Source organism: Acinetobacter sp. AR2-3 (assembly GCF_001878775.1).
GTDB lineage: Bacteria > Pseudomonadota > Gammaproteobacteria > Pseudomonadales > Moraxellaceae > Acinetobacter > Acinetobacter lwoffii_D.
Genome location: NZ_MJIQ01000035.1, coordinates 40,976 through 66,909 on the forward strand (window position 1 = coordinate 40,976; position 25,934 = coordinate 66,909).

Genomic DNA, 25,934 nt, shown 5'->3' on the forward strand with positions numbered 1-25,934 from the left:
ATGAAGATTGCATTTATTGGTTTAGGCAACATGGGCGGTTCCATGGCGCAAAACCTGCTCAAGTCGGGTCATCAAGTTTTTGGTTATGACTTAAGTGCAGTGGCTTTACAGCATTTTGCAGAAGTGGGCGGTATCGTCTGCGACAGTCCACAAGCTGCCGCGAAGCAGGCGGAGATCGTGGTCAGCATGTTGCCCGCCGCCAAGCATGTGCGTGAAGTCTATTTAGGTGAACACGGTATTCTGGAGGTGCTTCAAGCAGGCAGCTTATGTATCGACAGCAGCACCATTGATCCACAAACCATTCAGGAGGTTGCTGCAGCAGCGCAAGCCAAGCAGATTCGCGTCTGTGATGCACCAGTATCCGGTGGTACTTTAGGTGCAAAAGATGGCACTTTAACCTTCATGGTCGGTGCAGATGATGCCACCTTTGAGGCCGTCAAACCGGTTCTTGGCTGTATGGGTAAAAATCTGGTGCATTGTGGTGCGGTGGGAACAGGACAGGTTGCAAAAATCTGTAATAACCTGATTCTGGGGATTTCCATGACTGCGGTTGCAGAAGGGATGGCACTCGGGGCTAAACTGGGCATTGATCCACAGGCCTTGGCTGGCGTGATTAACAGTTCCACCGGACGCTGCTGGAGTTCGGAAATTTATAATCCGTGGCCCGATATTTGTGTCAATGCGCCGTCATCGCGGGGTTATACCGACGGTTTTGCCGCACAACTGATGCTCAAAGATTTGGGCTTGGCCGTGGATGCTGCGCAACAGGTGGATCAGCCGGTGGTTCTGGGCAGCATGGTACAAAAACTCTATCAACAACTGTGTCAGGAAGGCGATGCCCATCTGGACTTTTCCAGCATCATGCATCAATACACTACGCCACCTGCTTAAAACTTAAAAGATTCAGATGGAGCAAGGATTCGCTTCAATAATTACACCTTGTCAGTAATAACGATAAATTCAGGCTGAGGTTTAACATGTTAGATTATCAAACAACGGTTCAAAACTTTGATTTAAATACGGTTACAAGTCAGTATCTCTCCGGTTCAATGCAGGCAGTAAATGCCTGTTATGAATGCTGTGACCGTCATGCCGATTCCGATGCCATTGCCCTATACTGGCATGGTAAAGATGGCAGAAAAGAACAATATAGCTTTGCCGAGCTCAAAAAATATTCCAGCCAGTTTGCCAATTTTCTTAAGTCTCAAGGCATTGGCAAAGGCGACCGCGTTTCCGGATTATTACCGCGTACCCCGGAGCTGATCATTACCATTTTGGCAACTTGGCGGATTGGTGCGGTCTATCAACCGTTATTTACTGCCTTTGGTCCCAAAGCCATCGAGCATCGTATTCAGCTGGCGCAAAGCAAGCTGGTGATCACAGACCTGGCGAATCGAGAGAAATTATCCGATCTTGCCGATTGTCCCACGATCGTCACCGTACATGCCGAAAGCGAAGCGGAACGTTATCCGTACGATCTTAGCTTCTGGACGGTATTAAACCGTCAGGCTGAAGCTTGTGAGCTGGAGATCCTGAATGTTGATGATCCATTTTTATTGATGTTTACCTCCGGTACTACTGGACCAGCGAAACCTCTTAAAGTCCCTTTAAAAGCGCTGATTGCTTTTGCAAGCTATATGCAAAATGCCATTGGTCTAACTCCTGAAGATGCTTTCTGGAATATTGCTGATCCCGGCTGGGCCTACGGTTTGTATTACGCGATTACTGGTCCTTTAATGCTTGGACACTCGACCTTATTTTATGAAGGCGGTTTTAATGCAGAAAGTGTCTGCGAAATTGTTAAGGAATATGGCATTACCAATCTGGCCGGTGCACCGACTGCTTATCGCATGATGATGGCGGCCGATCCTGCTCAAATGGCAAAACTACGCGGTAAGTTACGTGTTGTCAGCAGTGCGGGAGAACCGTTAAATCCGGAAGTGATCCGCTGGTTTAAAGAGGTGCTAGATGTGCCGATTTATGACCATTATGGCCAGACCGAAGTCGGTATGGTGGTGTGTAACCATCATGCGCTGGAGCATCCGGTGCGTTCAGGTTCAGCAGGTTTTGCCAGCCCGGGTTACCGGATTGCCGTTGTCGATGAACAGGGTCATGAGCTCCCTGCGGACGTTCCGGGCATTCTGGCGGTGGATATCAGCCAATCCCCAATGATGTGGTTTTCGGGCTATGAAGAAAGCCGCAAATCGCCTTTTGTCGGCCATTACTATTTAACCGGAGATACCGCGGAAATTCATGCCGATGGCAGTATGAGTTTTGTGGGACGTAGTGATGATGTCATTACTACCTCGGGCTATCGGGTGGGGCCGTTTGATGTGGAAAGTGCCTTGCTGGAACACGATGCCGTGATTGAAGCGGCGGTGATTGGCGTACCGGATCCCGAGCGGACCGAAATCATTAAAGCCTTTGTGATTCTGGCTGGTCATTCTCCTGCAACTGCCGAGCTGCAGGAAGAGCTGGGTCAATTTGTGAAAAAGCGTTTATCTGCGCATGCCTATCCGCGTCTGATTGAATTTGTGACCGAATTGCCGAAAACCCCAAGCGGTAAAATTCAACGCTTTTTACTGCGCAATCAGGAAATCAACAAGCAGCAATCTAAAACTGCATAAGCTCATAAAGCCAACAGATTGAATAAGAAGATTAAATAAAGAGATTGAAGGAAGCATCGATGCAATTAACGGAAGAACAACACCTGATTCAGGATATGGCAAAAAGCTTCGCCCAGGAACAGATTAAACCCTTTGCCGGCGAGTGGGATCAAAAAGGCATCTTTCCTAAACAGGCCTTAGCCCAAATGGGAGAGCTGGGTTTTTTAGGCATGCTGATTCCGGAAGAATGGGGCGGCTCGGGCACAGGTACGCTGGCTTATGTTCTGGCCTTAGAAGAAGTCGCTGCGGCCGATGGTGCAACATCTGCGATTATGAGCGTACATAACTCTGTAGGGTGTGTGCCGATTTTCAAGTTCGGCACTGAACAGCAAAAACAGCAATTTTTAATCCCTTTGGCTCAAGGTCAAATGATAGGCGCCTTTGCCTTAACCGAACCGCATACCGGATCGGATGCGGCTGCGATTAAAACCCGAGCGGTCAAGGACGGCGATCATTACATTCTAAATGGCGCCAAACAGTTCATTACCTCAGGCCACAATGCCGGGATGATTATTGTCTTTGCCGTGACTGATCCAGACGCGGGCAAAAAAGGCATGAGTGCATTTTTAGTGCCGCGAGACACACCTGGCTATGAAGTCATACGGGTCGAAGAAAAACTCGGCCTGCATGCTTCGGATACTTGTCAGATTGCCCTAACTGATGTCCGCATTCATGAAAGTTTAAGACTCGGTGCAGAAGGCGAAGGTTTAAAAATCGCCTTGGCCAATCTGGAAGGCGGACGGATCGGTATTGCGGCACAGGCGGTTGGTTTGGCGCGTGCCGCTTTAGAAGAAGCCACTGCTTACGCGCACGACCGCGTGGCTTTTGGCAAACCGATTTTTGAACAGCAGGCGATTTCGTTCAGGCTGGCCAGTATGGCGACTGAAATTGAAGCGGCACGGCAACTGGTGCATTTTGCAGCACGCAAAAAAGAAGCCGGTGAAGCCTGTTTAACCGAAGCCTCCATGGCCAAGCTATTTGCTTCAGAAATGGCAGAACGGGTCTGTTCCAAAGCGCTGCAGATTTTTGGCGGCTACGGTTATCTTAAAGATTTTCCGATTGAGCGGATTTATCGCGATGCGCGGATTTGTCAGATTTATGAAGGCACCAGCGATATTCAGCGCCTGGTGATTGCACGCAGCCTCTAATTTTAAAAGGACTTATTTCATGCAGTGGCAAACAATTTTATTAGAACAACGTAACGGCGTGGGGCTGATTACTTTAAACCGTCCGCAAGCATTAAATGCACTGAATAACCAGCTGATTATTGAAATGAATCAGGCACTGGATCAACTAGAAAAAGATCCGGCAATTGGCTGTATTATGATTGCCGGTTCGGAAAAAGCCTTTGCCGCTGGTGCCGATATTAAAGAAATGGCAGATCTGAATTTTCCGCAAATTTATCTGGACGATTTTTTTAGTCTGGCCGACCGGATTGCGCAGCGCCGTAAACCTTTAATTGCCGCAGTGAGCGGCTATGCCTTGGGTGGTGGTTGCGAGCTGGCATTGATGTGCGACTTTATTTACTGCGCTGATAATGCAAAATTTGGTTTGCCTGAAGTTACCTTAGGCGTGTTGCCCGGCATTGGCGGGACCCAGCGTTTAACCTTGGCGCTTGGTAAGGCCAAAGCCATGGAAATGTGCCTGACTGCACGGCAGATGGGGGCGCAGGAAGCGGAACAAAGTGGTTTGGTCGCTCGGGTTTTTGCCAAGGAAGAATTGCTGGAACAAACCCTGCAAGCTGCCGAGAAAATTGCTGAAAAATCGCTTACTGCCGTGATGATGATTAAAGAATCAATTAATCGGGCCTTTGAAGTGAGCCTGGCTGAAGGCCTGCGCTTTGAACGCCGGGTATTCCATTCCATTTTTGCAGGTTCCGATCAAAAGGAAGGCATGCAGGCCTTTGTGGAAAAACGCCCAGCCAAATTTACCCATCAATAAGAAATTCATAATAGGAACAAAAAGAATGAGTGATGAAAATAATTTAGCGATTCGGGTCGCAGGGGGGCTGGGCATTATCAGCCTGGACCGCACCAGTCATTTAAATGCCTTAACCCTGGCGATGATTCAGGGCATTCAGGCGCAACTCGATCAGTGGCTGCATGAACCACAGGTACAAGCGGTTCTGATCAATTCCAACAGTCCCAAGGCGTTCTGTGCCGGAGGAGATATCCGCTATCTGTATGACAGCTATCAGGCCGGCAATACCCAATATCAGGATTTTTTTGCCACTGAATATAAGATGCTGAGCACCTTGCGTAATTTTCCAAAGGCCGTGATCGTGATGATGGATGGCTATGTACTGGGCGGAGGCTTTGGATTGGCTCAAGCCTGTCATATCAAAGTTACGAGTGAAAAATCACGTTTTGCCATGCCAGAAACTGCGATTGGTTTTTTCCCCGATGTCGGTGCAACACATTTTTTGTCCCGACTAGATGAAGTCGGTGTCTATATGGCTTTGACCGGGGAACAGATCAGCAGCAGTGATGCGCTATATCTGGATCTGGTGGATTATCATGTGCCGAGTGAGCGTTTTGCTGAACTGGAAGCGGCATTGATTGCAGCGCCGGTATTAAACTCGCTTGAGATTCAAAAGATCATTAGTTCCTATATTACGCATCCGGTAGAAAGCGAGCTGCAAAAACGTGCAGATCTGATTAATCAGCATTTCGGCTATCCAAACCTCGAGGAGATTGAACAGAGCCTTGCTCATACAAGTAATTCAACTGATCAGGACTGGGCCAATAAAATGCTGGCAATTTTGCAGCAACGTCCGGTCATGGCCAAGCAAACCAGCTTGAAGTTACAGCAAGCTGGACAGAATTTGTCGCTAGAAAAATGCATGCAGTTAGAACGCGACTTGCAAGATGTCTGGTTAGAGCAGGGCGACTTTATTGAAGGCGTTCGTGCGCTGATTATTGATAAGGACAAAAATCCAAAATGGCGAACTGAGAATGCAAAATTTGAAAAGACCTTGCAAAAGATCTGGCCAGTTTGGACTCAGCAGCGTATCGAAAATATCACTTAAACTTGATGGTAAAAGACCCTCTATAAGTAAATTATAAAGGGTCTTTATAGGTGTCCTATAGCGTCATGAATATGAATTTTGCTTAATGAGACGTTTTCTTTTTCTTGCCGCCCCCATCTTGTTTATTGACCGTTGACCAGGCAATACGTTCGGCTTCTTCTTCAGAATGACCACGTTCTTTTTCGCTTTCTTCAATATGTTCGGCCTGCCGTTTCTGCTTATCGGTATAGGCTGATTTGTCACCTCTAGGCATCTTAATATCCTCATCAGGTTTGGCTGAAATTACTATAACAAGAGCTTATTTTTACAAGGGTAAGTATTTGTTGGAATCATTTTATAAAAACCTAATTTTTTAAAATATGAAAATCTAAAGATTAAATAGATGAAGATAACGGTCAGCTAGAACCGCTATCTTCTGTGCCAGATTAGCCGTTAATAATACTGCCGCCATTCACATGAATCACCTGACCTGAAATATAGCTGGCTTCTTCACTGGCCAGAAATAAATACGCCGGTGCTACTTCACTTGGCTGGCCCATGCGGCCCATTGGGGTACTTTTACCAAAATCTTTAAGCTGTTCTTCATCAAAACTGCTCGGAATTAATGGTGTCCAGATTGGCCCTGGCGCGACACCATTGACACGAATGCCGGTTTTATTTTTCAATAAATTGGTGGAAAGGCTTCGGGTAAATGTAGTGATGGCACCTTTCGTGCTGGCATAGTCAATCAGCTGATCATGTCCGTGATAACTGGTAATACTGGTGGTATTGATAATGCTGTCACCTGCTTGCATATGCGGAATCACCGCCTGAGTCAGGTGGAACATCGACAGAATATTAACATTAAATGTTTTAAGTAATTGCTCGGGCGAGATATCGGTAATACTTTCTTTCGGGTATTGAACCCCGGCATTATTGACCAGAATATTAATCGTTTTAAATTCCTGAAGGGTCTGCTCCACCATTTTCTTGATTTCATCTTGATCTTGTAAATCACATTGAATCAGCAGACAACGGCGGCCTTCATCTTCCACCATTTTTTTGGTGTCCCGTGCATCCTGATCTTCATCCAGATAGCAAATGGCAATATCGGCACCTTCGCGAGCAAATAAGACCGATACAGAACGGCCAATTCCGCTATCACCACCAGTAATCAAGGCAACTTTGCCTTTTAATTTTTCACTGCCTTTATAATGCGGTTTAATAATTTCCGGTGCAGGGTCCATTTTGGTTTGCACACCCGGTTGATGGTCTTGTGTTTCAGTTGAAGCTGGGGTTTCAGGATAATGATTCATATCTTTTCCAATTCCAATGATTGTGGCCATATAAGAAAAAATATATTAGAAGCTTTTAGGCAAAATGAGGCTGGACTCAACATTTCATAACAGAATGTATTCGAGATTTATCAATTATTCGTTGAAACGGATTAGGTTGAGCAACCAGAACAGAAAAAGCTGATGAAACAGCTTCTGGCTACACTTTGATAGCTGAGGTGGTCTTGAAAGGTGAAATTTGATTAGGAAAGGTGAGGTATCAACGGAGATTTAAAATCTAGACATACATAGGCCTTTTTTACTGGGCTTGTATATAAAATAAATGGAGAGTTTTTTAACTCTCCATTTATTTATTCATTCTGATGTGTTTAAAAAATTTCTATAGAAATAAATTAAAGATTATCACTTAAATTAATTCTGGCCTGTGCTGCCTTTTCCTTTTTGGCTGAGGCTTTACCCCAGTTAAACTTTTGTGCACAGATGCCTAAGCCCACAATAAATAATGCAAGCACACTGGTATAAACCACTTCTTTAAAATAGGTTCCTTCAATAATCATGGTAATTAAAGCGCCGACAATAAAGATAATGACCAGATAAGTGAGCCATGGGAATAACCACATCTTGAATGGAATATTTTGTCCTTCAGCTTCCAGTTTTTTACGTAACTTAAGCTGAGAAATGGCAATAGCAAGATAGACATATAAAGATACGGTACCAGTCGCTAACATCAAGACATCATAAATATTCATACTTTCGGTGGCAGTCAGATAAATCGCCACGAAAGAAAACAGGCTTGAAAAGATGACACCTACCCATGGGCTGTTATTGCGGTTGGTTAAACCGAAACTCTTTGGTGCATCTCCACGTTTCGAGAGGGAATAGACCATGCGTGAACAGGTATAAAGTGCGGAGTTAAAGCAGCTACATACCGAGGTGAGCACGACAAAATTAACAATATGGCGTGCTTCGGGAATACCGAGTGCAGTAAGCGCTACGCTATACGTACCCCAGGTCGGATCTTTCAATAAAGGATTATTGTGTGGAATCAGGCAAACCGTAATCAACATTGAACCGACATAGAATAAAATGATACGCCATACAATTGAATTAGCGGCCTTACGAATTTCCTTGGCTGGATCTTTGGTTTCAGCTGCTGCTACGGTGACAATCTCTGCTCCCATATAAGCAAACATTACACCCAATAAGGCCGTGATCACCGATGAAAACCCATTAGGCATAAAGCCTTGAGCGGTTAGATGAGTTGTACCACCGAGCATAGAGGCATCGCCCCAAGGCCACAGGTGCATCACGGCCAAACTACCAAACACCAGAAACAGTACAATGGCAATAACTTTGATCAGGGCAAACCAGAACTCGAATTCACCAAAGTTTTTTACGTCACGGAGATTAATCCAGACCAGTGCTACAGTGACCAGAAGCATATAGCCCCAGATCGGGATAAATGGAAACCAGCTATTTAGGATTTTCCCGGCAACAAAGGCTTCCCAGCCCATGAGCAACGTCCAGAAAGACCAGTATAACCAGCCGATAGAAAATCCAGCCCAGCGCCCGATTCCACGATCTGCATAGGTTGAAAATGAACCACTGTCGGGATTCAGTACCGCCATTTCTCCCAGCATACGCATGATGAGTAAAACTAATATTCCACCTAGAGTATAGGCAATGAGTGCAGCCGGTCCTGCAGAATAGATGACATTACCGGAGCCGACAAAGAGTGCTCCACCAATGACACCGGCAATTGAAATCATGGTGAGATGGCGTGATTTAAGTCCGTTTTTTAAGCCGTTTGATGATTCGGAATTGGAGAAATGTTGATGTTTTGCCATATAATTTCCCTTAATATCAATAGCATAGCGGCAATAAAATTCCTTATTTGGCTTACGCTATCTTATCCTTTGAAACTGTAACCGAATTCATCAGTGCTTGACCAATATTAAGTTAATCTTAATAAAATGAATCCTTGTAGCCCTATAGACAGGATCACACTTTGATTAAAGTACGGTTACATGCTGTTCATGTATGCGGTTAATTTCTCTTTTTTGTTGTAAAGTGACGAGAGCCATTTTTGAGCAATTCAAAGGAGCCAATTGGCTTAAGAGATAAAAAATATAAGCAGGCAATATTTACAGAAAAATAAAGCCTACCTAAAATATCAGGCTAAAAGCAGGTTTACGTTCCCTTTAAAAATAAATTAAAAGCTTTTTGATTTTAAAAATATAATTGTATTGATCCCTGAGTTTTTACTAAGTTAAAGTGCGGATCCCATGCTCGCGCAAGCACTTTAACAATATCCCGAAAGCCACCAGAATTTCCTGTTCACTCACACAGGCAAAGCCCAGTAATAATCCTTTCTGCCGGGTGGAATAATGTTTGGTATAGTATTGCGATAAGGCTCTGACCTTGATTCCCAGTTCAAGCGCTTTGGATGCAATCAAGACATCATCACTGCTGCTGGGCAATTTTAAAATCAGATGCAAACCGGCGGCGGTATTGTATTCATGCAGAAAATCTTCACCTAAATGTCGGCGAATCAGGTCAATTAAAAAAGCGTGGCGTTTGCCATACAATAAACGCATCCGTCGGATATGCGCTTCATAATGTCCTTCACGGATAAATTCAGCCAGTGTTTGCTGATCGATTAAGTGACCACCACGATAAAGTTCCGAGGCCACAATTCGCAATGAAGAAAAGAGCTGTTTTGGTACCACTAAATAGCCAATACGCAGGGCCGGATAAATCGTCTTACTGAACGTCCCCATATAAATCACCGGAGAATCCGGCTCTAAACCTTGTAAAGAAGGATAGGGCTGGCCCGAGAACCTGAACTCGCTGTCATAATCATCTTCAACAATCCAGCTATTGTGCTGGCGTGCCAGTGCAATTAACTGTTTGCGCCGTTCTAAACTTAAATGTGAGCCCAAAGGATACTGATGCGACGGCGTCACAAAAATCAGTTTAGGTGGTTTCTTGGGATGCAGATCGGGAATAATCCCTTCCTGATCCACCGGTAAGGAACGTAGATTGACGCCATTAATTCGTAAAATATTACGCGCGCCCCAATAGGCCGGATCTTCGATCCAGACTTCATCGCCTATGTCGCTTAAAGTACGCGAGACTAAGTCAATTGCCTGATGGGTGCCTTCGGTAATAATGATCTGATCAGCATCGCACTGCACTGAACGGGCAATTTTCAGATATTCCGCTAGCTCCTGACGCAGTTCCAGGGAGCCACCGGCATTGCTGTAAATCAGGTTGTTGACTTGAGGTTCACGGCTCAAACGCGTTTGGATTTTGCTGAAAATATGATGCGGAAATTCGGTTACATCGGGTGCACCCGGTACAAAGGCTCCCCATTGATAAGGCGAAGCTGCGGAATAACCGAGCAAGTAGGAACCGCGTTGCGACAGATTGTAATTTTGCTGCGCTTTTTTTTCCGGAATAGTAGGAGAATTCTGTTCTGCCTTCACTAAAAAGGATTCGGGTAATTTCTCTACTACCCAGGTGCCTTGACCGGTACGGGCATCCACATAGCCCTGTGCCTGTAATTGTTCATAGGCATTTAAAACCGTATTACGCGATACCTGAATTTCTTTGGCCAGATCACGCGATGCAGGCAAGCGGGTTTTGGGAGCCAGTACGCTATCAATAATCGCGTTACGCAAGCAGCGGAACAGGCGCATCTGTAATGTTCCTGTGACATCTTGCTGCAATCGCTGCAGTAAATAATCTCCAAGCAAGCTACGCAATTGGCTCTCTCCTACAAATTTGAAATGGCTCTCGTGAGAGCGGTATTGCTAGGTGCAAAATAGTCTGATCAGGCAGTCATTGTAAAGTGTCTTGTATGCGTTTTGATCATCTATCTGCGGCTTGAATGCGAGCATACAGGCGGGCAGGCAATATACACAGATACCGATTAAAACTAAAGCGGAAAATCTAGACACTGATTTTGTTTGGAGCTCGCTGAACTAAGACCTGAATCAAGCAATGATTGCCATAACAGCCGAATAGAGATGTGTTGCAGCCGCCAGGACATACGACTGCATATAACAAAAGGATCATAGAATGAACATGATGATGAAAGGATTGACCTATACCGAGCAAGGTACAACGGCCTGGAACAATTATCTTAAGCAACTGGATAAAGTAGCGCCTTATCTGGGTGAGCTGAGTGAACGACTGGACATGCTGCGACGCCCAAAGCGCAGTTTGATTGTCGATGTTCCGGTCATCATGGATGATGGTACGGTTCAGCATTTTGAAGGCTATCGTGTTCAGCACAATTTAACTCGCGGTCCAGGCAAAGGCGGCGTGCGTTTTCATCCAGATGTCAATTTAGATGAGGTGATGGCTCTGTCGGCCTGGATGACGATCAAATGTGCTGCTCTAAATTTACCTTTTGGCGGTGCCAAAGGCGGTGTGCGAGTTGATCCGAGCCAGCTTTCCAAGCGCGAACTGGAACGCTTGACCCGACGTTATACGGCAGAAATCAATTTAATTATTGGACCGCAAAAAGATATTCCGGCGCCGGATGTTGGAACCAATCCGCAAATCATGGCCTGGATGATGGATACGTTTTCCATGAATGCGGGTTCTACGATTACTGGTGTAGTGACCGGAAAGCCGGTTCATTTAGGGGGGTCTTTAGGCCGCAGTAAAGCCACAGGCCGTGGTGTGTTTATTAGCGGTCGTGAAGTTGCCCAGCAAATTGGTATGGATTTAAAAGATGCCCGGGTCTGTGTACAGGGTTTCGGTAATGTCGGCAGTGAAGCTGCGCTGCTTTTCCAGGAAAATGGCAGCAAAGTGATCTGTGTTCAGGACCATTCTGCCACCCTGTATCAGGAACAGGGGATTGATATTAGAAAGCTGCTTGAATACTCAAATACCCACCATAAAATTCAGGGATTTTCTGCCAGCGATGAAATTTCTGCATCAGCTTTCTGGACCATTCCTGCCGAAGTCTTTATTCCGGCAGCGCTGGAAGGTGTGATTAATACTCAGGTCGCGCAAAATATTCAGACCAAAATGATTCTAGAAGGTGCCAATGGTCCAACATTGACTGAGGCCGATGAAATTCTGAGTGAACGTCATATTACCGTGGTGCCAGACGTAATCTGCAATGCGGGTGGCGTGACGGTCAGCTATTTTGAATGGGTTCAGGATTTGGCCAGTTATTTCTGGACCGAGGAAGAGATTAATCAGCGTATGGATGCCAGCATGAAAAATGCGGTACAGGATGTATGGCAAAAATCAGTCCAGGCCGGATGTTCCTTGCGTACAGCCGCTTATATTCTGGCCTGTGAGCGGATTTTAATGGCGCGTCAGGAACGCGGCATCTATCCGGGTTAAGCGAAGTTTTTGCAAGATGGATTAATCCATAAAAATGAATGGATTTAATCCATGATGACCTATCCTAAATTTTTGCAATGGATTTTTAAATTGGCTTCTTTATTTAAAAAGGAGCCAATTTTTATTAAAAACATAAATACTTGTTTATAAATAAAATAATTTTATATTTTGACTCTTTTACTAATTTCAACTAGACCAATTGGCTCCTTCGATCTGCTGCAAAGTGGCTCTCGTCTCATACGTATAAAAGCGCAAAATGAACCATATCAGCCAGTCTTTGGCAAATTTCTATCCCAAGATCCGGATAGCAAAATTTACAACGTATGAATCAAGAATGAGGATACAAAATGGACAGTAAACACTCAGCACTGAATGCACGTAAACAGCAGGCAACACCACGTGGTGTTGGGGTCATGTGTCAATGGTACGCAGAGAAAGCAGAAAACTCGACCATCTGGGATGCAGAAGGCAATCAATATATCGACTTTGCGGGCGGGATCGCCGTACTGAATACTGGTCATCGCCACCCTAAAATTATTGCTGCGGTCACTGAACAATTAACCAAATTTACCCATACGGCTTATCAGGTTGTACCATACGAGAGCTACGTTGCTCTGGCAGAACGTATCAATGCACGCGCTCCCATCCAAGGTGCTGCAAAAACCTCATTCTTTTCGACTGGTGCTGAAGCTGTCGAAAATGCAGTTAAAATTGCCCGTGCCCATACTGGCCGTCATGGCATTGTGACTTTTGGTAATGGTTTTCACGGCCGTTCATTCATGACGATGGCCATGACCGGTAAAACTGCACCTTATAAACGCGACTTTGGTGTGATGCCTGGTGGCGTTTTCCATGCCCGTTACCCGGTGGAATCCAAAGGCATTAGCGTTGATGATGCAATTCAAAGCATTGAAGATATTTTCGCAGAAGATATTGCTGCGCATGACGTAGCAGCGATTGTGCTTGAGCCTGTACAAGGCGAAGGCGGATTTAATGTGGTGCCAGCAGATTTCCTGAAACGCTTGCGTGTAATATGCGATCAAAACGGCATTTTACTGATTGCTGATGAAGTACAGTCTGGTTTTGCGCGTACAGGTAAACTGTTTGCGATGGATTATTATGATACCAAGCCAGACCTGATTACGATGGCCAAGAGTCTGGGCGGCGGTTTCCCGATCTCAGGCGTTGTGGGTCGTGCTGAAGTCATGGATGCACCAAATCCAGGTGGACTGGGCGGTACTTATGCAGGTAACCCGGTTGCTGTTGCGGCTGCCCATGCGGTACTGGATATCATTGAAGAAGAAGGTCTTTGTGAGCGTGCCAATGACTTAGGAGCAGAACTGGTTGATGTTTTACATGAACTGAAAATGTCATCTAGCATGGTCAAAGATATTCGTGCACTGGGCTCAATGGTGGCAGTTGAGCTTGAAACCGCGGAACAGGCAAAAGCTGTACAAAACCATGCCATGCAAAATGGTCTGTTAATCCTGACCTGCGGTCGTTATGGTAATGTAATCCGTTTCCTATACCCGCTCACGATTCCGGCAGAACAGTTCCGTGCGGGATTGGCTATCTTGAAACAAGGGTTTGCACTGTCTGTCGCAGCCTAATAAAAGAGTAATGATCATGCTTCAAGCGCAATATAGAGATTTATTACAGCATCCTGATATCAGCTTCGATCAGCCTGCCACGGGTGAATATATTGAAGTCAACGATGCAGCAACCCAAGCCACTTTGGCCTGGGTGAAATCCCATGACCGGACATCTGTAGAACAGCTAATTGCTCGTTCTCAGCAAGCACAGAAAACATGGAAAGCCAAGACAGCACTTGAACGTGCGGATGTGCTTTGGGCCTGGTTCAATCTGATGCAGGAACATAAAGAATCTTTGGCTCAGATCCTAACTGCTGAACAGGGCAAGCCACTGGCTGAGGCGCGTGGTGAAATTGGTTATGCCGCTTCCTTTATCCGCTGGTTTGCCGAGCAAGCGCGCCGGATTGATGGGGACGTGTTGACGCCAACGCTTGCCCATCAACGTTTATTGGTTATCAAACAGGCAATTGGGGTAACAGCGGCCATCACACCATGGAATTTTCCGGCGGCGATGATTACCCGTAAAGCCGCGCCAGCTCTGGCTGCTGGCTGTTCCATGCTGGTTAAACCGGCTGAACAAACGCCTTTAACCGCCTATGCGCTTGAAATTTTGGCCTTGCGCGCAGGTTTGCCACAAGATGTATTGCTGCATGTCAGTGGTGATGCAGTTGAAGTGGGTCAGGTCTTATGTGAAAGCGAAACCGTGAAAAAGTTAAGCTTTACCGGCTCAACTCAAGTCGGCCGTATCCTGATGCAGCAGTGTGCGCCGACCATCAAAAAACTGTCCTTAGAACTTGGTGGCAATGCACCAGTTCTGGTCTTTGATGACGCCAATCTTGAACAGGCGGTACAGGGCATCATGGCCAGTAAATTCCGTAATAGTGGACAGACTTGTGTTTGTGCGAACCGGATTTATTTACAAGATGGCATTTATGATGCGCTGGTAGAAAAACTGGTGGCTGCCGTTGCCAAGCTGAAAGTCGGGGATGGCCGGGATGAAGCCTCTACCCAAGGTCCATTAATTGATGAGGCTGCGATTGAAAAAGTGCAGTCACATATTACAGATGCAGTGAGCAAAGGTGCACAAGTGAAAATCGGTGGACAGCGTTCAAATCTGGGCGGTACATTCTTCGAACCAACGCTTCTGACTGAAGTTACTCAGCAGATGCGTGTGGCAAAAGAAGAAACTTTTGGACCATTGGCACCGTTATTCCGCTTCAAGACAGAAGAACAAGCGATTCAGATGGCGAACGATACGGAATTCGGTCTGGCCACCTATGTATTTACCCAAAGTACAGCACGTCAGTGGCGTGTAGGTGAAGCCTTAGAATACGGTATGGTGGGAATTAATACCGGAGCTATTTCTAATGAGGTTGCGCCATTTGGTGGAGTCAAGCAATCAGGGTTAGGCCGTGAAGGGTCTAAATTCGGTATGGATGAATACCTTGAAATGAAATATCTCTGTGTTGATATTTCTTCATAATGACGTTTCGCAAGTAAACGTATTCATTAAAAACTCATGAGACAATGTCAGCCTCCAGTGAATCCCGTGTTTAATTTAAACCGGGATTCCTGCAATGGAGCAAGGACTTAATAAATAGATTGAAGGAGGGCATATTTTCAGTTGTTAAGCCATTCTTGTTCTCTAAAATCCCCCTGAATATCAATTAAAGCATCGGATTATCATCAGGATTTAACTCTAATTTCTAGCTTTAAACCAAAAGCATCCAGTAATTTCTGCATAGACTTGAGTGTTGGATTGCCTTCAGGTTGTTCCATTTTCTGTAGAGTCTGGGGAGCAATCTTGGTAATTTTAGCCATGTCGTTGAGTGTGAGGTGCAACTCGGTACGAATGAAGCGAGCAACCTGATGAAAAGGCCAGTCAGGATTGTTACTGACTGTTTCAAGTACAGACAATCTCTTTTGCATCTGTTGAATCGGGGTCAGAGGCTTAAAACGTTTATCCATGATTCAGCTCCTCCAATTGTTGGCAAATATTATCAATTCGATACTGACTATTTTCCAGAATTTCAGGTGCCAATTGCAGATACTGCATGTGCTCGAGTAATCCCTGATAAAGTGGTAATTGCTCGATTAGCACCGCTCTGATTTCTTCTGAATCAATGAGCGTACTTTCGGCGATCTGTTCAATGACTGAATGCCAAATTGGCATACCACCATGATCATCTCGCTCCCAACGCGTAGTTCGGGCAATACCATCTGGATGGAGCCACATCGGTGCAAAATCAAATAATGGAGTTAGTTGAATGATTCCGTTATTGAAACGTTGAAGCGCTGTATTACGGGTATGATTGTCCTTATTGCCTAAAGCGACATTGGCAAGATCACGCTTCAAATATTCAAAGATTTCCTGTTTTGGTTCAGTACAGCATTGCATCAGCAGGCTACAGATCTGGTTATGGGTCATTCTTACCCCAAAACCGGCTTTTCCCCCCAGAGAGGCAATACTTTCCTGAGCAATTCTTTCGACCTTCCCATCGATGACCTTACGGTCGAATCGGGGAATGAATAAAGTCTTGCCATGCAGCTCCAGTTCCTGATGAACATGAAGTCCCAGATACTGGGCAATTTTCATATATAAGGCTTCGTGCATCAAAATTTTATCTAAATTCTGATCGTTGCCACGGCTGAATTTCACCAGCCAATGCTGTTTGACCTGATGATCTGTCAGCGTGTGATCCAGATAGAACAGGTCATCGTGACCTTGAGTCAGCAGTAATTTTGGCCACTCGCCCTGAATTCCAGAAGAACCGGCAATAAAAAGTCCATAAGAGGCTAAGGATTCAATAAATTTTTCTTGACGTTCTACGACTTGGTCTAGACTAAAGCCATGATTCTGCTGAACAGGAAACTGCCCCTGTAGCCATTCATAAGCCTCTTTCACCCGTAAGTTGCCAATCGGATTGCCTGCACCCGCTTTTAAAAGCGCCCAGTCTGCTTGTTCTTGGGTATTTTCAGAAAAATTAAGCTGACGTAATAATTCTTTACGGCCATAACCCTGAGGTAACAAATCCATCAGGAAGGCTGGCCAGGTAGATTGAAGCGTATTTTGCACATTCACCGGTAAATGATAGGCAAGCGCATGCCCATCACTTAAATCCATATAAGAAATAGCGTATTCAAACAAATATGATGTTCGCGTGGCTGCTTGCCATCCAGTCTGTTGTTGACCGACAATCTCAACAATAGCGCAATCAAGCCATTCATCTTCCTGATAAATCTGCAGTGTGCAATATTGATCCATAATTTTATTAAAATAGTAAAATAAAGTGATCTTATTTATTATATACCTATTTTAATAAAAAACTAATTTTATCTTCTTAAAGTTCTTTATCGTTCTAAAAGTCCTTATCTTCACCAGAATACAAGGCTTATGAGGATATATAACAAGATGTATCCTGTTAGAAATCACGATATAACCCAATTGATTTTTAAATATCAGAGCATCTCTAACCCTTACTACCTATAATCGCTTTTTCACTTGAATGAACTTTTAAGCAGCAAATAAAGGACTAAATCCCCGTTTGCGTAGTAATTTTCGGTACATACTCGAGCTTCGATCTGCCGGAAAATGCGCTTCTAAAGATAAGTCCAAAGGTAAATATTCAGGTTTCTGATTTTCTACAATTAAACGATCTTCTTCGAAAATTTTCATATTAAAGGCATAGGCATCTTCAACCGGTAAATCTTTATCATAATTGCGGCAAATAGGTGCAAAAAGTCGTGTTGAACGCGCAGTCATGGGTGAAGCAGCATTCATGATGACCTGTTTGGTATGATTTGGAAAATGAATCGTAAGTGTTGCAGTAAAAGGCAGGCTCACTTCGAAATGACGTAACCATTTAAAGTCTTCCTGACCACGTTGCTCAGTCCCGATCGGATAACGTCCCACACTGCTGATATAATCTGCATTAAAACCGACATCCGTTTCTGTCGTACTGTAATCAGGAACTTCTACATCGTCCGGATCGCCAAAAGTATCTGGATGCACCCAGGCAAAATGGGCCACATCGATAAAACCTTCGAGCTGTCTTCCTGCAAAACATTGAATGTCTATCTGAGGACAGACCAGTTGCTGATGCTCAGCATCATCCCAAAAAGGCATATGAGGAATATGAGGTTCTGCATCCTTTTCAGCGCTTAACGAACACCAGATCAGACCATACCTTTCTACCGCAGCATAAGTTTTCAAATGGAAACGCTCCGAGATTTTATGCTGAGGATGTGCAGGAATACGGTTGCATTTACCTTCACTGCCAAAGCGTAAACCGTGATAACGACACACCACGCCTTGGCCGTCATTTTTTCCCAAGCTTAAAGATACACCGCGATGCGGACATGCATCTTTCGCCACCACCAGTTCATCGTTCATTTTATAAATCACCAGCGGCATATCGAGCAGCATGCTACTTGTTGGCTGATCTGTAATATCACGCGCAAGAGCAATCGGATACCAGTACTGAGCCAAGAGATGCCAGTCATGTTCCTCGAATGTCATATGAACTGGTAAGTCGGGACTAAAAGTGGCGATATTTGTATTCATAATGGGTTCAGTTTTGTGACCTTTAGCTGGACTATAAAACAGCAATGTGTTCTATGAAATTTCAATTAACAGGACATAGGATTGCGTAAATCAGAACACTGACCAGCGATTGAAAACAAAATAAGCGTCTTTCCAGTTTTTTATGTTCAACCACGCAAATATTGAGATGTGAGATATTTCTAAGCTTAAATCTTCCTAAAAATAATCTTTTTAAGCCTATTTTCGCGCTGTCGATGCTCTACTTTGGCGCACAAATTGCTTATCACGCGTATAGACCATTGATCATTTACTCAGAATCGACAAGGAATTAATGTGACGACTAGTTACTTACGCGGACAAGAACTTATCGACAGTATTCGCAATGCACCTTATTCGCGTAACCTGATTGGTTATCATGGCGAACCACCAAAAGTGCAATGGCCAAACGGCGCGCGTGTCGCGGTACAGTTTGTACTGAATTATGAAGAAGGTGGGGAAAACCACATTGAACATGGTGATGCCGGTTCAGAACAGTTTTTATCTGAAATCATTAGTGCTGCCAGCTTTCCAGACAAACATATGTCGATGGATTCGATGTACGAATATGGTTCACGTGCAGGCTTCTGGCGCATTCATCAGGAGTTCCAGAAACGTGGTTTGCCAATGACCATCTTTGGAGTCGGCATGGCCTTAATACGTAATCCTTATGTGGTCGAGGCAATTAAAGCAGCTCATTATGATGTGGTTTCACACGGACAGCGCTGGCTACATTATCAGGACATGCCGCTTGAACTCGAACGCCAATATATGGATCAGGCGATCAGTGTTCTGGAAAGCCTGTTTGATGAGGCACCGATCGGCTGGTATACCGGTCGGGACAGTCCGAATACCCGTCAACTTCTGGCTGAATTTCCTCAAATCAAATATGACGCTGATTACTATGGGGATGACTTGCCATTTTGGAGCACCTTGACCAATCAGGTGGGGGAAACACGTCCACATTTGATTATTCCTTATAGCCTGGATAGCAATGACATGAAATTCAGTTCACCTGGCGGTTTTAATAGTGGGGAACAGTTTTATCAATATCTCAAAGATGCTTTTGATGTGCTCTATGCCGAAGGTGAAACTGCGCCAAAAATGCTGTCGATTGGCATGCACTGCCGTATTTTAGGACGGCCGGGACGTTTTAAAGCCCTGCAAAAGTTTCTGGACTACATTCAAAATCATGACAAAGTGTGGATTTGCCGCCGTGGGGATATTGCCGAGCACTGGTATAACCATCATGCGCCATAATCATAAAATGTATTTGAAAAGATCAGTTTAAATGCTCTTTTTTGAGTCATGCACTTTATAAAAATAACAAACACATCAGCTTTGGCACTGTTATTGCAAAACCAGTTTTAAATAACCAAGCAATATAATCAGGCGATTGAAGAGTGCAACTTGTTGAATTTAATCAAGCATCAGCAGAAGATGCGAAGACCTTTTTAAAGCACTGTGTGCAAATACCCAGCTGGTCGACCGAGCTTGCCGCAAAACGTCCTTATGCATCGCTTGAAGAGGTTTTGGGTGCAGCGCAACAACAAACGGCAACCTGGAGTTGGGATGAGATTAAAACTGCACTGGATAATCATCCCCGTATAGGTGAAAAACAGGCACAGGCTGAATTGAGTGAAATAGAAAAAGACTTTTCCCATCGTGAGCAATCCGGCATTACAGCGGATAAAGATACCCAGCTCGCTCTACTTAAAGGCAATCTTGCCTATGAGAAAAAATATGGGTTTATCTTTCTGATCAAAGCCGCTGGATTGAGCAGTGAAGACGTCCTTCAAGCCCTGAACTATCGTTTGCTGAATGATCCAGAGATTGAGAAACGTATTGTCCATCATCAACTGGCAGAAATTGCCTTGTCACGACTGGCTCAGGAGCTTCATGCATGATTAGCACGCATATTTTAGATACACATCTGGGAAAACCTGCGACAGACGTATTAGTTCGACTTTTTGCTGAAGACGGTCGCCTGATTAGGGAAGCAAAAACCAATGCAGACGGCCGCGTCAGTGATTTCGGCATGACCGAGTTTAAAGCGGGTACCTATAGTCTTGAGTTCTTTACATCTGCCTATTTTGAAAATTTGGGTTTAGAAACTTTTTTTCCTAAAGCAGTCATTCACTTCTATATAAAAGATACATCACAGCATTTTCATATTCCTTTATTAATCAGCCCATTCGCGTACTCCACATATCGCGGAAGCTGATTTTATATTTAGACTTTGAGGGTGAAAAAAATGACAAAACAAAGTAAAATAATATCACCTGAACATGAATATTTAGGTGCGGGAAAAAGTGCAGCCTATGGTTTACAACACGTACTAACCATGTATGGCGGAATTATCGCACCGCCTTTAATCGTGGGAACAGCAGCCGGCCTAGAAGCTTATCAAATTGGATTATTGATTGCAGCGGCTCTATTTGTCGGTGGTTTAGCCACAATTTTGCAAACGGTTGGGGTGAAATATATTGGCGCGAAATTACCGTTGGTACAAGGGGTTTCTTTTGCCGGGGTTGCGACGATGGTCGCGATTGTGACCACAGGCGGTGGCTTACAAGCAGTCTATGGTGCGGTCATTGTCGCATCATTGATTGGTTTTTTACTGGCGCCTTATTTTTCCAAAATTATCCGTTTCTTTCCACCTGTGGTAACCGGTTGCGTCATTACTATCATTGGTTTGTCCTTATTACCGGTGGCAGTCCGCTGGATGATGGGCGGCAATCCCAAAGCACCAGAATGGGGAAGTGTCGAAAATATTGGTCTGGCATTGATGACATTGGCTTTAGTCGTCTGCCTGAATTTAAGCCGACATGCTGCTATTCGTCGCTTGTCTATTTTACTGGCAATTGTTTTAGGTTCAGTACTGGCTTATTTATTTGGTTTTGGTGATTTCTCTAAAGTTGCGACTGGTAGCTGGATCCAGGTACCCAGCTTCTTTGCTTTTGGGCTACCGACTTTTGAGTTCACTGCCATTATTTCCATGCTTATTGTTACGCTAGTCATTATGACTGAAACCACAGCAGATATTATTGCAGTGGGTGAGATTGTAGGTACCAAAGTGGATGCGGATCGTATCTCGAATGGCTTGCGTGCCGATATGTTATCGAGTGCGATAGCGCCTGTTTTTGGTTCGTTTATGCAAAGTGCTTTTGCGCAAAATGTCGGCTTGGTGGCGATTACCGGAATTAAAAGCCGATTTGTTGTCGCAACTGGGGGCATGATTTTAGTAGTGCTGGGTTTACTGCCAATTATGGGACGTTTGATTGCTGCCATTCCTGTACCGGTATTAGGTGGTGCAGCTCTGGTGCTTTTTGGAACAGTCGCTGCCAGCGGGATTCGTACCTTGGCTAAAATTGATTATAACGAGCAAAAAAATCTCATCATTGTTGCGACGGCTATTGCAGCCGGCATGATTCCAATTATTGATCATTCCTTTTATGCCAATTTTCCAAAATGGGTACAAACCTTATTTCATTCAGGCATTAGCTCAACCTGCTTAATGGCCATTTTACTCAACCTGTTGTTCAATCATCTGAACTTATTTAAAAATAAAAGTACAGCGACTACAGAAATTGTGGCAAAGATTCCACATTAAAAAATTTAGACCAAGATGAAAACAGTCCAGAAAAATGGGCTGTTTTTTTATCAAAAATTAAAAATGTTGGCTTTGTTTTTGCTTAATTCAGAATGTGATTTTTTCATTCCACTGGGGACCCTTATTTATGAAATTCACTCAACTTACTGCTGCAACATTACTTGTATTGGGTGCGGCATCCGCACAGGCAAAACCGATCTGGCAAGACTTTAGTGTCACCGGACTTTATGGAGAAAACTATGAGGTGGTCGATGAGAAACAGGCGACTGCCACCTTTGAGTATACGGCAAAAATAAAATATGCAGATGTCTTCTTCTTCATTGACCGTATGCGCGGCGCAGATGATTATAAATCAAGTTATTTTGAATTTTCACCACGTTTAAGCTTAGGTGAAGTGTCGGGTCAGAAGCTTGCCTTTGGTCCGGTTAAAGATGTACTGGTTTCAACGACCTGGGAAGGCGGAGAAGGTTTTGATAACTTCCTCTACGGCGTAGGTTTTGATCTGGATATTCCATATTTCCGTTATGCCAGCATTAATCTTTATCGCGTGAATAATGAAAATATTGATGATGATTACCAGTTGACACTGACCTACGGTGTGCCAATTAAACTGGGAACTGAAGAATTCCTGGTGGATGGCTTCCTGGATTGGTCTACAGAAGAAGATACTCATGACAGTGAGATGAACTGGACCACCCAATGGAAATGGAATGTCGGTAAACACATTTCTCCAGACACCAATTTATATCTGGGAATTGAACATTCTATCTGGAACAACAAATTCGGTATCCCAAATGCCGATGAAAATAATGTCAGTGCTTTAGTGAAATATCACTTCTAGACAAAGTGATGAAGAAATAAGTAAAAGCCCTGATAAAAAGGGCTTTTTTTAATACGCTTAAAATACGATCTGGATGTTTTCAGGAAAAGTATAAACATCACAGTTTGACCCATTGCCTATACGATCCACTACGACAAATTCACTGGATGCTTCAAGCGTCAATAAAGGATGATGCCATGTTCCGGCACGATAATTTATCCCTTGAGAACCATCACTGATAAATGCCTGAATCAGACTGAGATCGGGCTGTGTATGATCAAGTTCAGGCGCTACAACGATTAAAAATTGCTGGCCGTGCATTGGAATAAAAGCCTGTGAACCCAGAGGATGTCTTTCCAGCATCGAGATTTGAAAAGGAATTGCCGTGGCTTGCATATTTCTAAAAATACTCAGTCCAACCTTGGCATCACTTTCTACTTCAGACAGGGCATGATAACGCTCAGTCTGCTGCTCATTGATATGAAAATAATGATTACCCTGACAGGCAATGACTTCTCCAAAAGGCAGAAAATTTTCCGTGCTTAAAGACTGTATTTTTATGCTTTGCATATACGTGCTCTTCATCATTTAGGCCAATTTTCCCCAGAGCCGAATCCGGCTAATACCACCATCGGGAATCATGTTGACACGAATATGGGAAATTTTTTCGTGCTGTAAAATTTCATTGATGTAATGATGAATATGATCCATTTGCATGGGCTGGGCTTCTAACAAAAAAGGCCAGAACATGCTTTGTGGAATGAGTTGCTCATCGGTTGCATCCTCAATATAGATGGCTTGAATAGAAACCTCGGCAGGGAAGTTACCTTTAAAATGGGCGGTATCAATTTCAATTTTCTCGATTCGGGCACTCGATCCTAAAGCCAAAATGCACCAGTCAAAACCTGGAGCACGACGCCGTTTGGTTTCCCAGCCATCGCCCATGTTAATGCCACGTCCCGGATTAATCATATTGCGTGGATGTCCAAAATGCGCATCGCTATAGGCAACGACACGGCCACCATGTTCGAGTGCCAAGACATCCAGTATTTGATCATGATCTTGCAGATCGATTTTTACCTGACCATATACCTTAAAACGTGCAATCCCACCGTCAGGATAAATATTCAAACGGACATGGGTAAATATCTGCTTTGCTGAAATCTGAAAAATATGATGTTGGCTGGGGCCTAGGACATTATTTTCCAGAATGCTGATCCATTCTGCCTGATCAAGATTTCCATCTGGCGCATAACATGCTTGTACAGCAGCAGAGGCCGGATAATTGCCGCTAAAAAAAGTCGTATCAATATCCAGTGCCTGGATTTGACCCGCAACAGCAAGTTTAATGATGGCCCAATCATAGCCCGCGTGGCGCTTGCGACGGGTTTCCCAGCCATCCATCCATTTGCCATGATCATCAAACTTGTCTTCGATAAAGACCGGTGCCTCAAATTGCAACATGCGTTTTGCTTCAGCAAAAAACTCATCTGAACATTCAAGAATTTCTGCGCCAATTCGCGCATCTGCAAGGTTAGTTAACTGCTGTAGTGGAGCAGGCAGATCAAAAATCGGAGCTAATAAGGTCGCCATCTTAAATTTCCATCATCATTGTTATACGTCACATGAATATGCATTTTTTATAACTACAAATTAGGTCTTCTGCATTTATAAAAACAGGATATTAAAGGGATTTAAAAGCACAGCGTGTGCCAACTCTTGATATTTTTTTAGTGCATTTTTTTCAGGATGGCACGTTTTTAGCATTTTAGCTGGCAATGAAGATGAAATAGCCAGGAGAAATAGATGGAAATTGCAATTATTGGGGCAGGTATGGGCGGATTAACCACAGGAATTGCACTAAAAAAGTTTGGACATCAAGTTACCATCTATGAGCAGGCAGAACAGATTTTACCTGTCGGTGCTGCAATTTCCTTGTGGTCAAACGGGGTGAAGTGTTTGAACTATCTGGGCTTAACTGAGCAGGTTGCAAAGTTAGGTGGCCAGATGAATGACTTAGCCTATATCGATGGTTTGAATGGCGAGGTCATGACGCAGTTTAGTTTGGCGCCGTTAATTGAAGAAGTCGGTCAACGTCCATATCCGGTATCGCGTGCTGAATTACAAAATATGTTAATGGATGAGTTTGGCCGGAAGGATATTCAGCTCGGTAAAAAAATGGTGTCTATTGAGGATAAGGGACAACATGTCGAAATCGGTTTTCAGGATGGCAGCACTGCTTCTACAGAACTCTTAATTGGTGCGGATGGTACGCATTCCATGACGCGTCAGTATGTATTGGGCAAACAGGTTGAACGCCGTTATGCCGGTTATGTGAACTGGAACGGACTGGTTGAGATCTCTGAAGATTTAGCGCCCGCACAGCAGTGGACCACTTTTGTCGGTGAAGGCAAACGTGCTTCACTGATGCCTGTGGCAGAGCAGCGCTTTTATTTCTTCTTTGATGTGCCATTGCCGGCAGGTCTGGAAAATCAGCGTTCGGAATATAAGACCTTATTAAAGCAGTATTTCTCTGGCTGGTGCCCACAGGTTCAGCGCTTAATTGACAGTATTGACGAACAGAAAACCAATCGCGTCGAAATCCATGATATTGAGCCTTTTACCCAGTTTTATAAGGGCCGTGTGGTAATTTTAGGGGATGCGGCACATAGCACTACACCGGATATCGGACAGGGAGGTTGCCAGGCAATGGAAGATGCGGTCTATTTGGCACGTGCCTTACAAATTAATACGCTAGGTCTGGAAGATGCCCTGAAACGTTATCAGAATAAACGCAATGAACGCGCCAATGAATTGCTGCTGCGTGCACGTAAGCGTTGTGATGTCACGCATATGAAAGATGAGCAAATTACCAAAGACTGGTATGCAGACCTGCGTAAAGAGCAAGGCCCACATATTATGAAAGGCATTATTAGCAATATTGTGGGGAATCCATTGGATTAAAAACAGTTAATTTCAGCATTAATATTGCATA

Annotated in this window: 23 protein-coding genes; 14 read left to right on the top strand and 9 right to left on the bottom strand. The window is 44.3% G+C overall.

What is annotated here, in order from left to right; translation table 11 throughout:
• The 5 genes from mmsB (at position 1) to BFN00_RS05380 (ending at position 5,694) form a co-directional block, all read left to right on the top strand.
• Complete coding sequence (mmsB, locus tag BFN00_RS05360; RefSeq protein ID WP_071850683.1) at positions 1 to 891, top strand: 3-hydroxyisobutyrate dehydrogenase; 891 nt, start codon at positions 1 to 3, stop codon at positions 889 to 891.
• Positions 892 to 977: 86 nt separating this feature from the next.
• Positions 978 to 2,627, top strand: coding sequence for an AMP-binding protein (locus tag BFN00_RS05365; RefSeq protein ID WP_071850684.1), 1,650 nt, complete (start codon positions 978 to 980; stop codon positions 2,625 to 2,627).
• 59 nt (positions 2,628 to 2,686) lie between these two features.
• A complete protein-coding gene (locus tag BFN00_RS05370; protein WP_071850685.1) occupies positions 2,687 to 3,814 on the top strand; it encodes an acyl-CoA dehydrogenase family protein in 1,128 nt (375 codons plus the stop codon).
• Between the two features lie 19 nt (positions 3,815 to 3,833).
• Positions 3,834 to 4,607 (top strand): enoyl-CoA hydratase, encoded by a 774-nt coding sequence (locus tag BFN00_RS05375; protein WP_071850686.1) that lies wholly within the window; start codon positions 3,834 to 3,836, stop codon positions 4,605 to 4,607.
• A gap of 25 nt (positions 4,608 to 4,632) precedes the next feature.
• The gene (locus BFN00_RS05380) at positions 4,633 to 5,694 is read left to right on the top strand and encodes an enoyl-CoA hydratase/isomerase family protein (RefSeq protein WP_071850687.1); all 1,062 of its coding nucleotides are present in this window, start codon (positions 4,633 to 4,635) and stop codon (positions 5,692 to 5,694) included.
• Positions 5,695 to 5,776: 82 nt separating this feature from the next.
• Here BFN00_RS05380 and BFN00_RS15920 read toward each other — a convergent pair whose 3' ends face one another.
• The 4 genes from BFN00_RS15920 to pdxR all read right to left on the bottom strand — a co-directional run bounded on the left by BFN00_RS15920 (position 5,777) and on the right by pdxR (position 10,735).
• Positions 5,777 to 5,947, bottom strand: a complete 171-nt coding sequence (locus BFN00_RS15920; RefSeq protein ID WP_004280276.1) for a hypothetical protein — start codon at positions 5,945 to 5,947, stop codon at positions 5,777 to 5,779.
• A 172-nt stretch (positions 5,948 to 6,119) separates the two neighbouring features.
• A complete protein-coding gene (locus BFN00_RS05385) occupies positions 6,120 to 6,989 on the bottom strand; it encodes an SDR family oxidoreductase (RefSeq protein WP_005246373.1) in 870 nt (289 codons plus the stop codon).
• A gap of 371 nt (positions 6,990 to 7,360) precedes the next feature.
• Positions 7,361 to 8,815 (bottom strand): amino acid permease, encoded by a 1,455-nt coding sequence (locus BFN00_RS05390; RefSeq protein ID WP_071850688.1) that lies wholly within the window; start codon positions 8,813 to 8,815, stop codon positions 7,361 to 7,363.
• 417 nt (positions 8,816 to 9,232) lie between these two features.
• Entirely contained in the window at positions 9,233 to 10,735 is a 1,503-nt protein-coding gene (pdxR, locus tag BFN00_RS05395) for a MocR-like pyridoxine biosynthesis transcription factor PdxR (RefSeq protein WP_071850689.1), read from the bottom strand.
• 328 nt (positions 10,736 to 11,063) lie between these two features.
• On the opposite strand from pdxR, the gene BFN00_RS05400 reads away from it, so the two are divergent.
• From BFN00_RS05400 to BFN00_RS05410, 3 genes are all read left to right on the top strand, one after another.
• The gene (locus BFN00_RS05400) at positions 11,064 to 12,335 is read left to right on the top strand and encodes a Glu/Leu/Phe/Val family dehydrogenase (RefSeq protein ID WP_071850715.1); all 1,272 of its coding nucleotides are present in this window, start codon (positions 11,064 to 11,066) and stop codon (positions 12,333 to 12,335) included.
• Positions 12,336 to 12,682: 347 nt separating this feature from the next.
• Complete coding sequence (gabT, locus tag BFN00_RS05405) at positions 12,683 to 13,945, top strand: 4-aminobutyrate--2-oxoglutarate transaminase (protein ID WP_071850690.1); 1,263 nt, start codon at positions 12,683 to 12,685, stop codon at positions 13,943 to 13,945.
• A 16-nt stretch (positions 13,946 to 13,961) separates the two neighbouring features.
• Positions 13,962 to 15,410 (top strand): NAD-dependent succinate-semialdehyde dehydrogenase, encoded by a 1,449-nt coding sequence (locus BFN00_RS05410; protein ID WP_071850716.1) that lies wholly within the window; start codon positions 13,962 to 13,964, stop codon positions 15,408 to 15,410.
• 203 nt (positions 15,411 to 15,613) lie between these two features.
• Here the strand turns inward: BFN00_RS05410 and BFN00_RS05415 are convergent, their stop codons facing one another.
• From BFN00_RS05415 to BFN00_RS05425, 3 genes are all read right to left on the bottom strand, one after another.
• Entirely contained in the window at positions 15,614 to 15,895 is a 282-nt protein-coding gene (locus tag BFN00_RS05415) for a helix-turn-helix domain-containing protein (protein ID WP_004280265.1), read from the bottom strand.
• Positions 15,888 to 17,192, bottom strand: coding sequence for a type II toxin-antitoxin system HipA family toxin (locus tag BFN00_RS05420; protein WP_071850691.1), 1,305 nt, complete (start codon positions 17,190 to 17,192; stop codon positions 15,888 to 15,890). The genes BFN00_RS05415 and BFN00_RS05420 overlap by 8 nt, the downstream gene beginning before the upstream one ends.
• Positions 17,193 to 17,441: 249 nt before the next feature.
• Entirely contained in the window at positions 17,442 to 18,491 is a 1,050-nt protein-coding gene (locus BFN00_RS05425) for a Rieske 2Fe-2S domain-containing protein (RefSeq protein WP_071850692.1), read from the bottom strand.
• 312 nt (positions 18,492 to 18,803) lie between these two features.
• Between BFN00_RS05425 and puuE the strand changes: the two genes are divergently transcribed.
• The 5 genes from puuE (at position 18,804) to BFN00_RS05450 (ending at position 22,960) form a co-directional block, all read left to right on the top strand.
• On the top strand, positions 18,804 to 19,766 hold the full coding sequence (gene puuE / locus BFN00_RS05430; RefSeq protein ID WP_071850693.1) for an allantoinase PuuE: 963 nt from the start codon (positions 18,804 to 18,806) through the stop codon (positions 19,764 to 19,766).
• A 143-nt stretch (positions 19,767 to 19,909) separates the two neighbouring features.
• Positions 19,910 to 20,413 carry a 2-oxo-4-hydroxy-4-carboxy-5-ureidoimidazoline decarboxylase gene (uraD, locus tag BFN00_RS05435; protein WP_071850694.1) on the top strand — a complete coding sequence of 168 codons (504 nt, stop codon included), beginning with the start codon at positions 19,910 to 19,912 and terminating at the stop codon, positions 20,411 to 20,413.
• Entirely contained in the window at positions 20,410 to 20,730 is a 321-nt protein-coding gene (uraH, locus tag BFN00_RS05440; protein WP_071850695.1) for a hydroxyisourate hydrolase, read from the top strand. Before uraD ends, uraH begins: the two co-directional genes overlap by 4 nt.
• Before the next feature lie 30 nt (positions 20,731 to 20,760).
• Entirely contained in the window at positions 20,761 to 22,119 is a 1,359-nt protein-coding gene (locus BFN00_RS05445; protein ID WP_071850696.1) for a nucleobase:cation symporter-2 family protein, read from the top strand.
• A gap of 127 nt (positions 22,120 to 22,246) precedes the next feature.
• Positions 22,247 to 22,960 (top strand): outer membrane protein OmpK, encoded by a 714-nt coding sequence (locus tag BFN00_RS05450; RefSeq protein ID WP_071850697.1) that lies wholly within the window; start codon positions 22,247 to 22,249, stop codon positions 22,958 to 22,960.
• A gap of 57 nt (positions 22,961 to 23,017) precedes the next feature.
• Here BFN00_RS05450 and BFN00_RS05455 read toward each other — a convergent pair whose 3' ends face one another.
• Positions 23,018 to 23,524: an ureidoglycolate lyase gene (locus tag BFN00_RS05455; RefSeq protein ID WP_071850717.1), complete on the bottom strand. Its 507-nt coding sequence runs from the start codon at positions 23,522 to 23,524 to the stop codon at positions 23,018 to 23,020.
• 3 nt (positions 23,525 to 23,527) lie between these two features.
• Positions 23,528 to 24,532 carry an allantoicase gene (gene alc / locus BFN00_RS05460; RefSeq protein WP_071850698.1) on the bottom strand — a complete coding sequence of 335 codons (1,005 nt, stop codon included), beginning with the start codon at positions 24,530 to 24,532 and terminating at the stop codon, positions 23,528 to 23,530.
• 213 nt (positions 24,533 to 24,745) lie between these two features.
• Here alc and hpxO point away from each other — a divergent pair, with 213 nt between their 5' ends.
• Positions 24,746 to 25,903 (top strand): FAD-dependent urate hydroxylase HpxO, encoded by a 1,158-nt coding sequence (gene hpxO / locus BFN00_RS05465; protein ID WP_071850699.1) that lies wholly within the window; start codon positions 24,746 to 24,748, stop codon positions 25,901 to 25,903.
• Positions 25,904 to 25,934 lie beyond the last annotated feature (31 nt).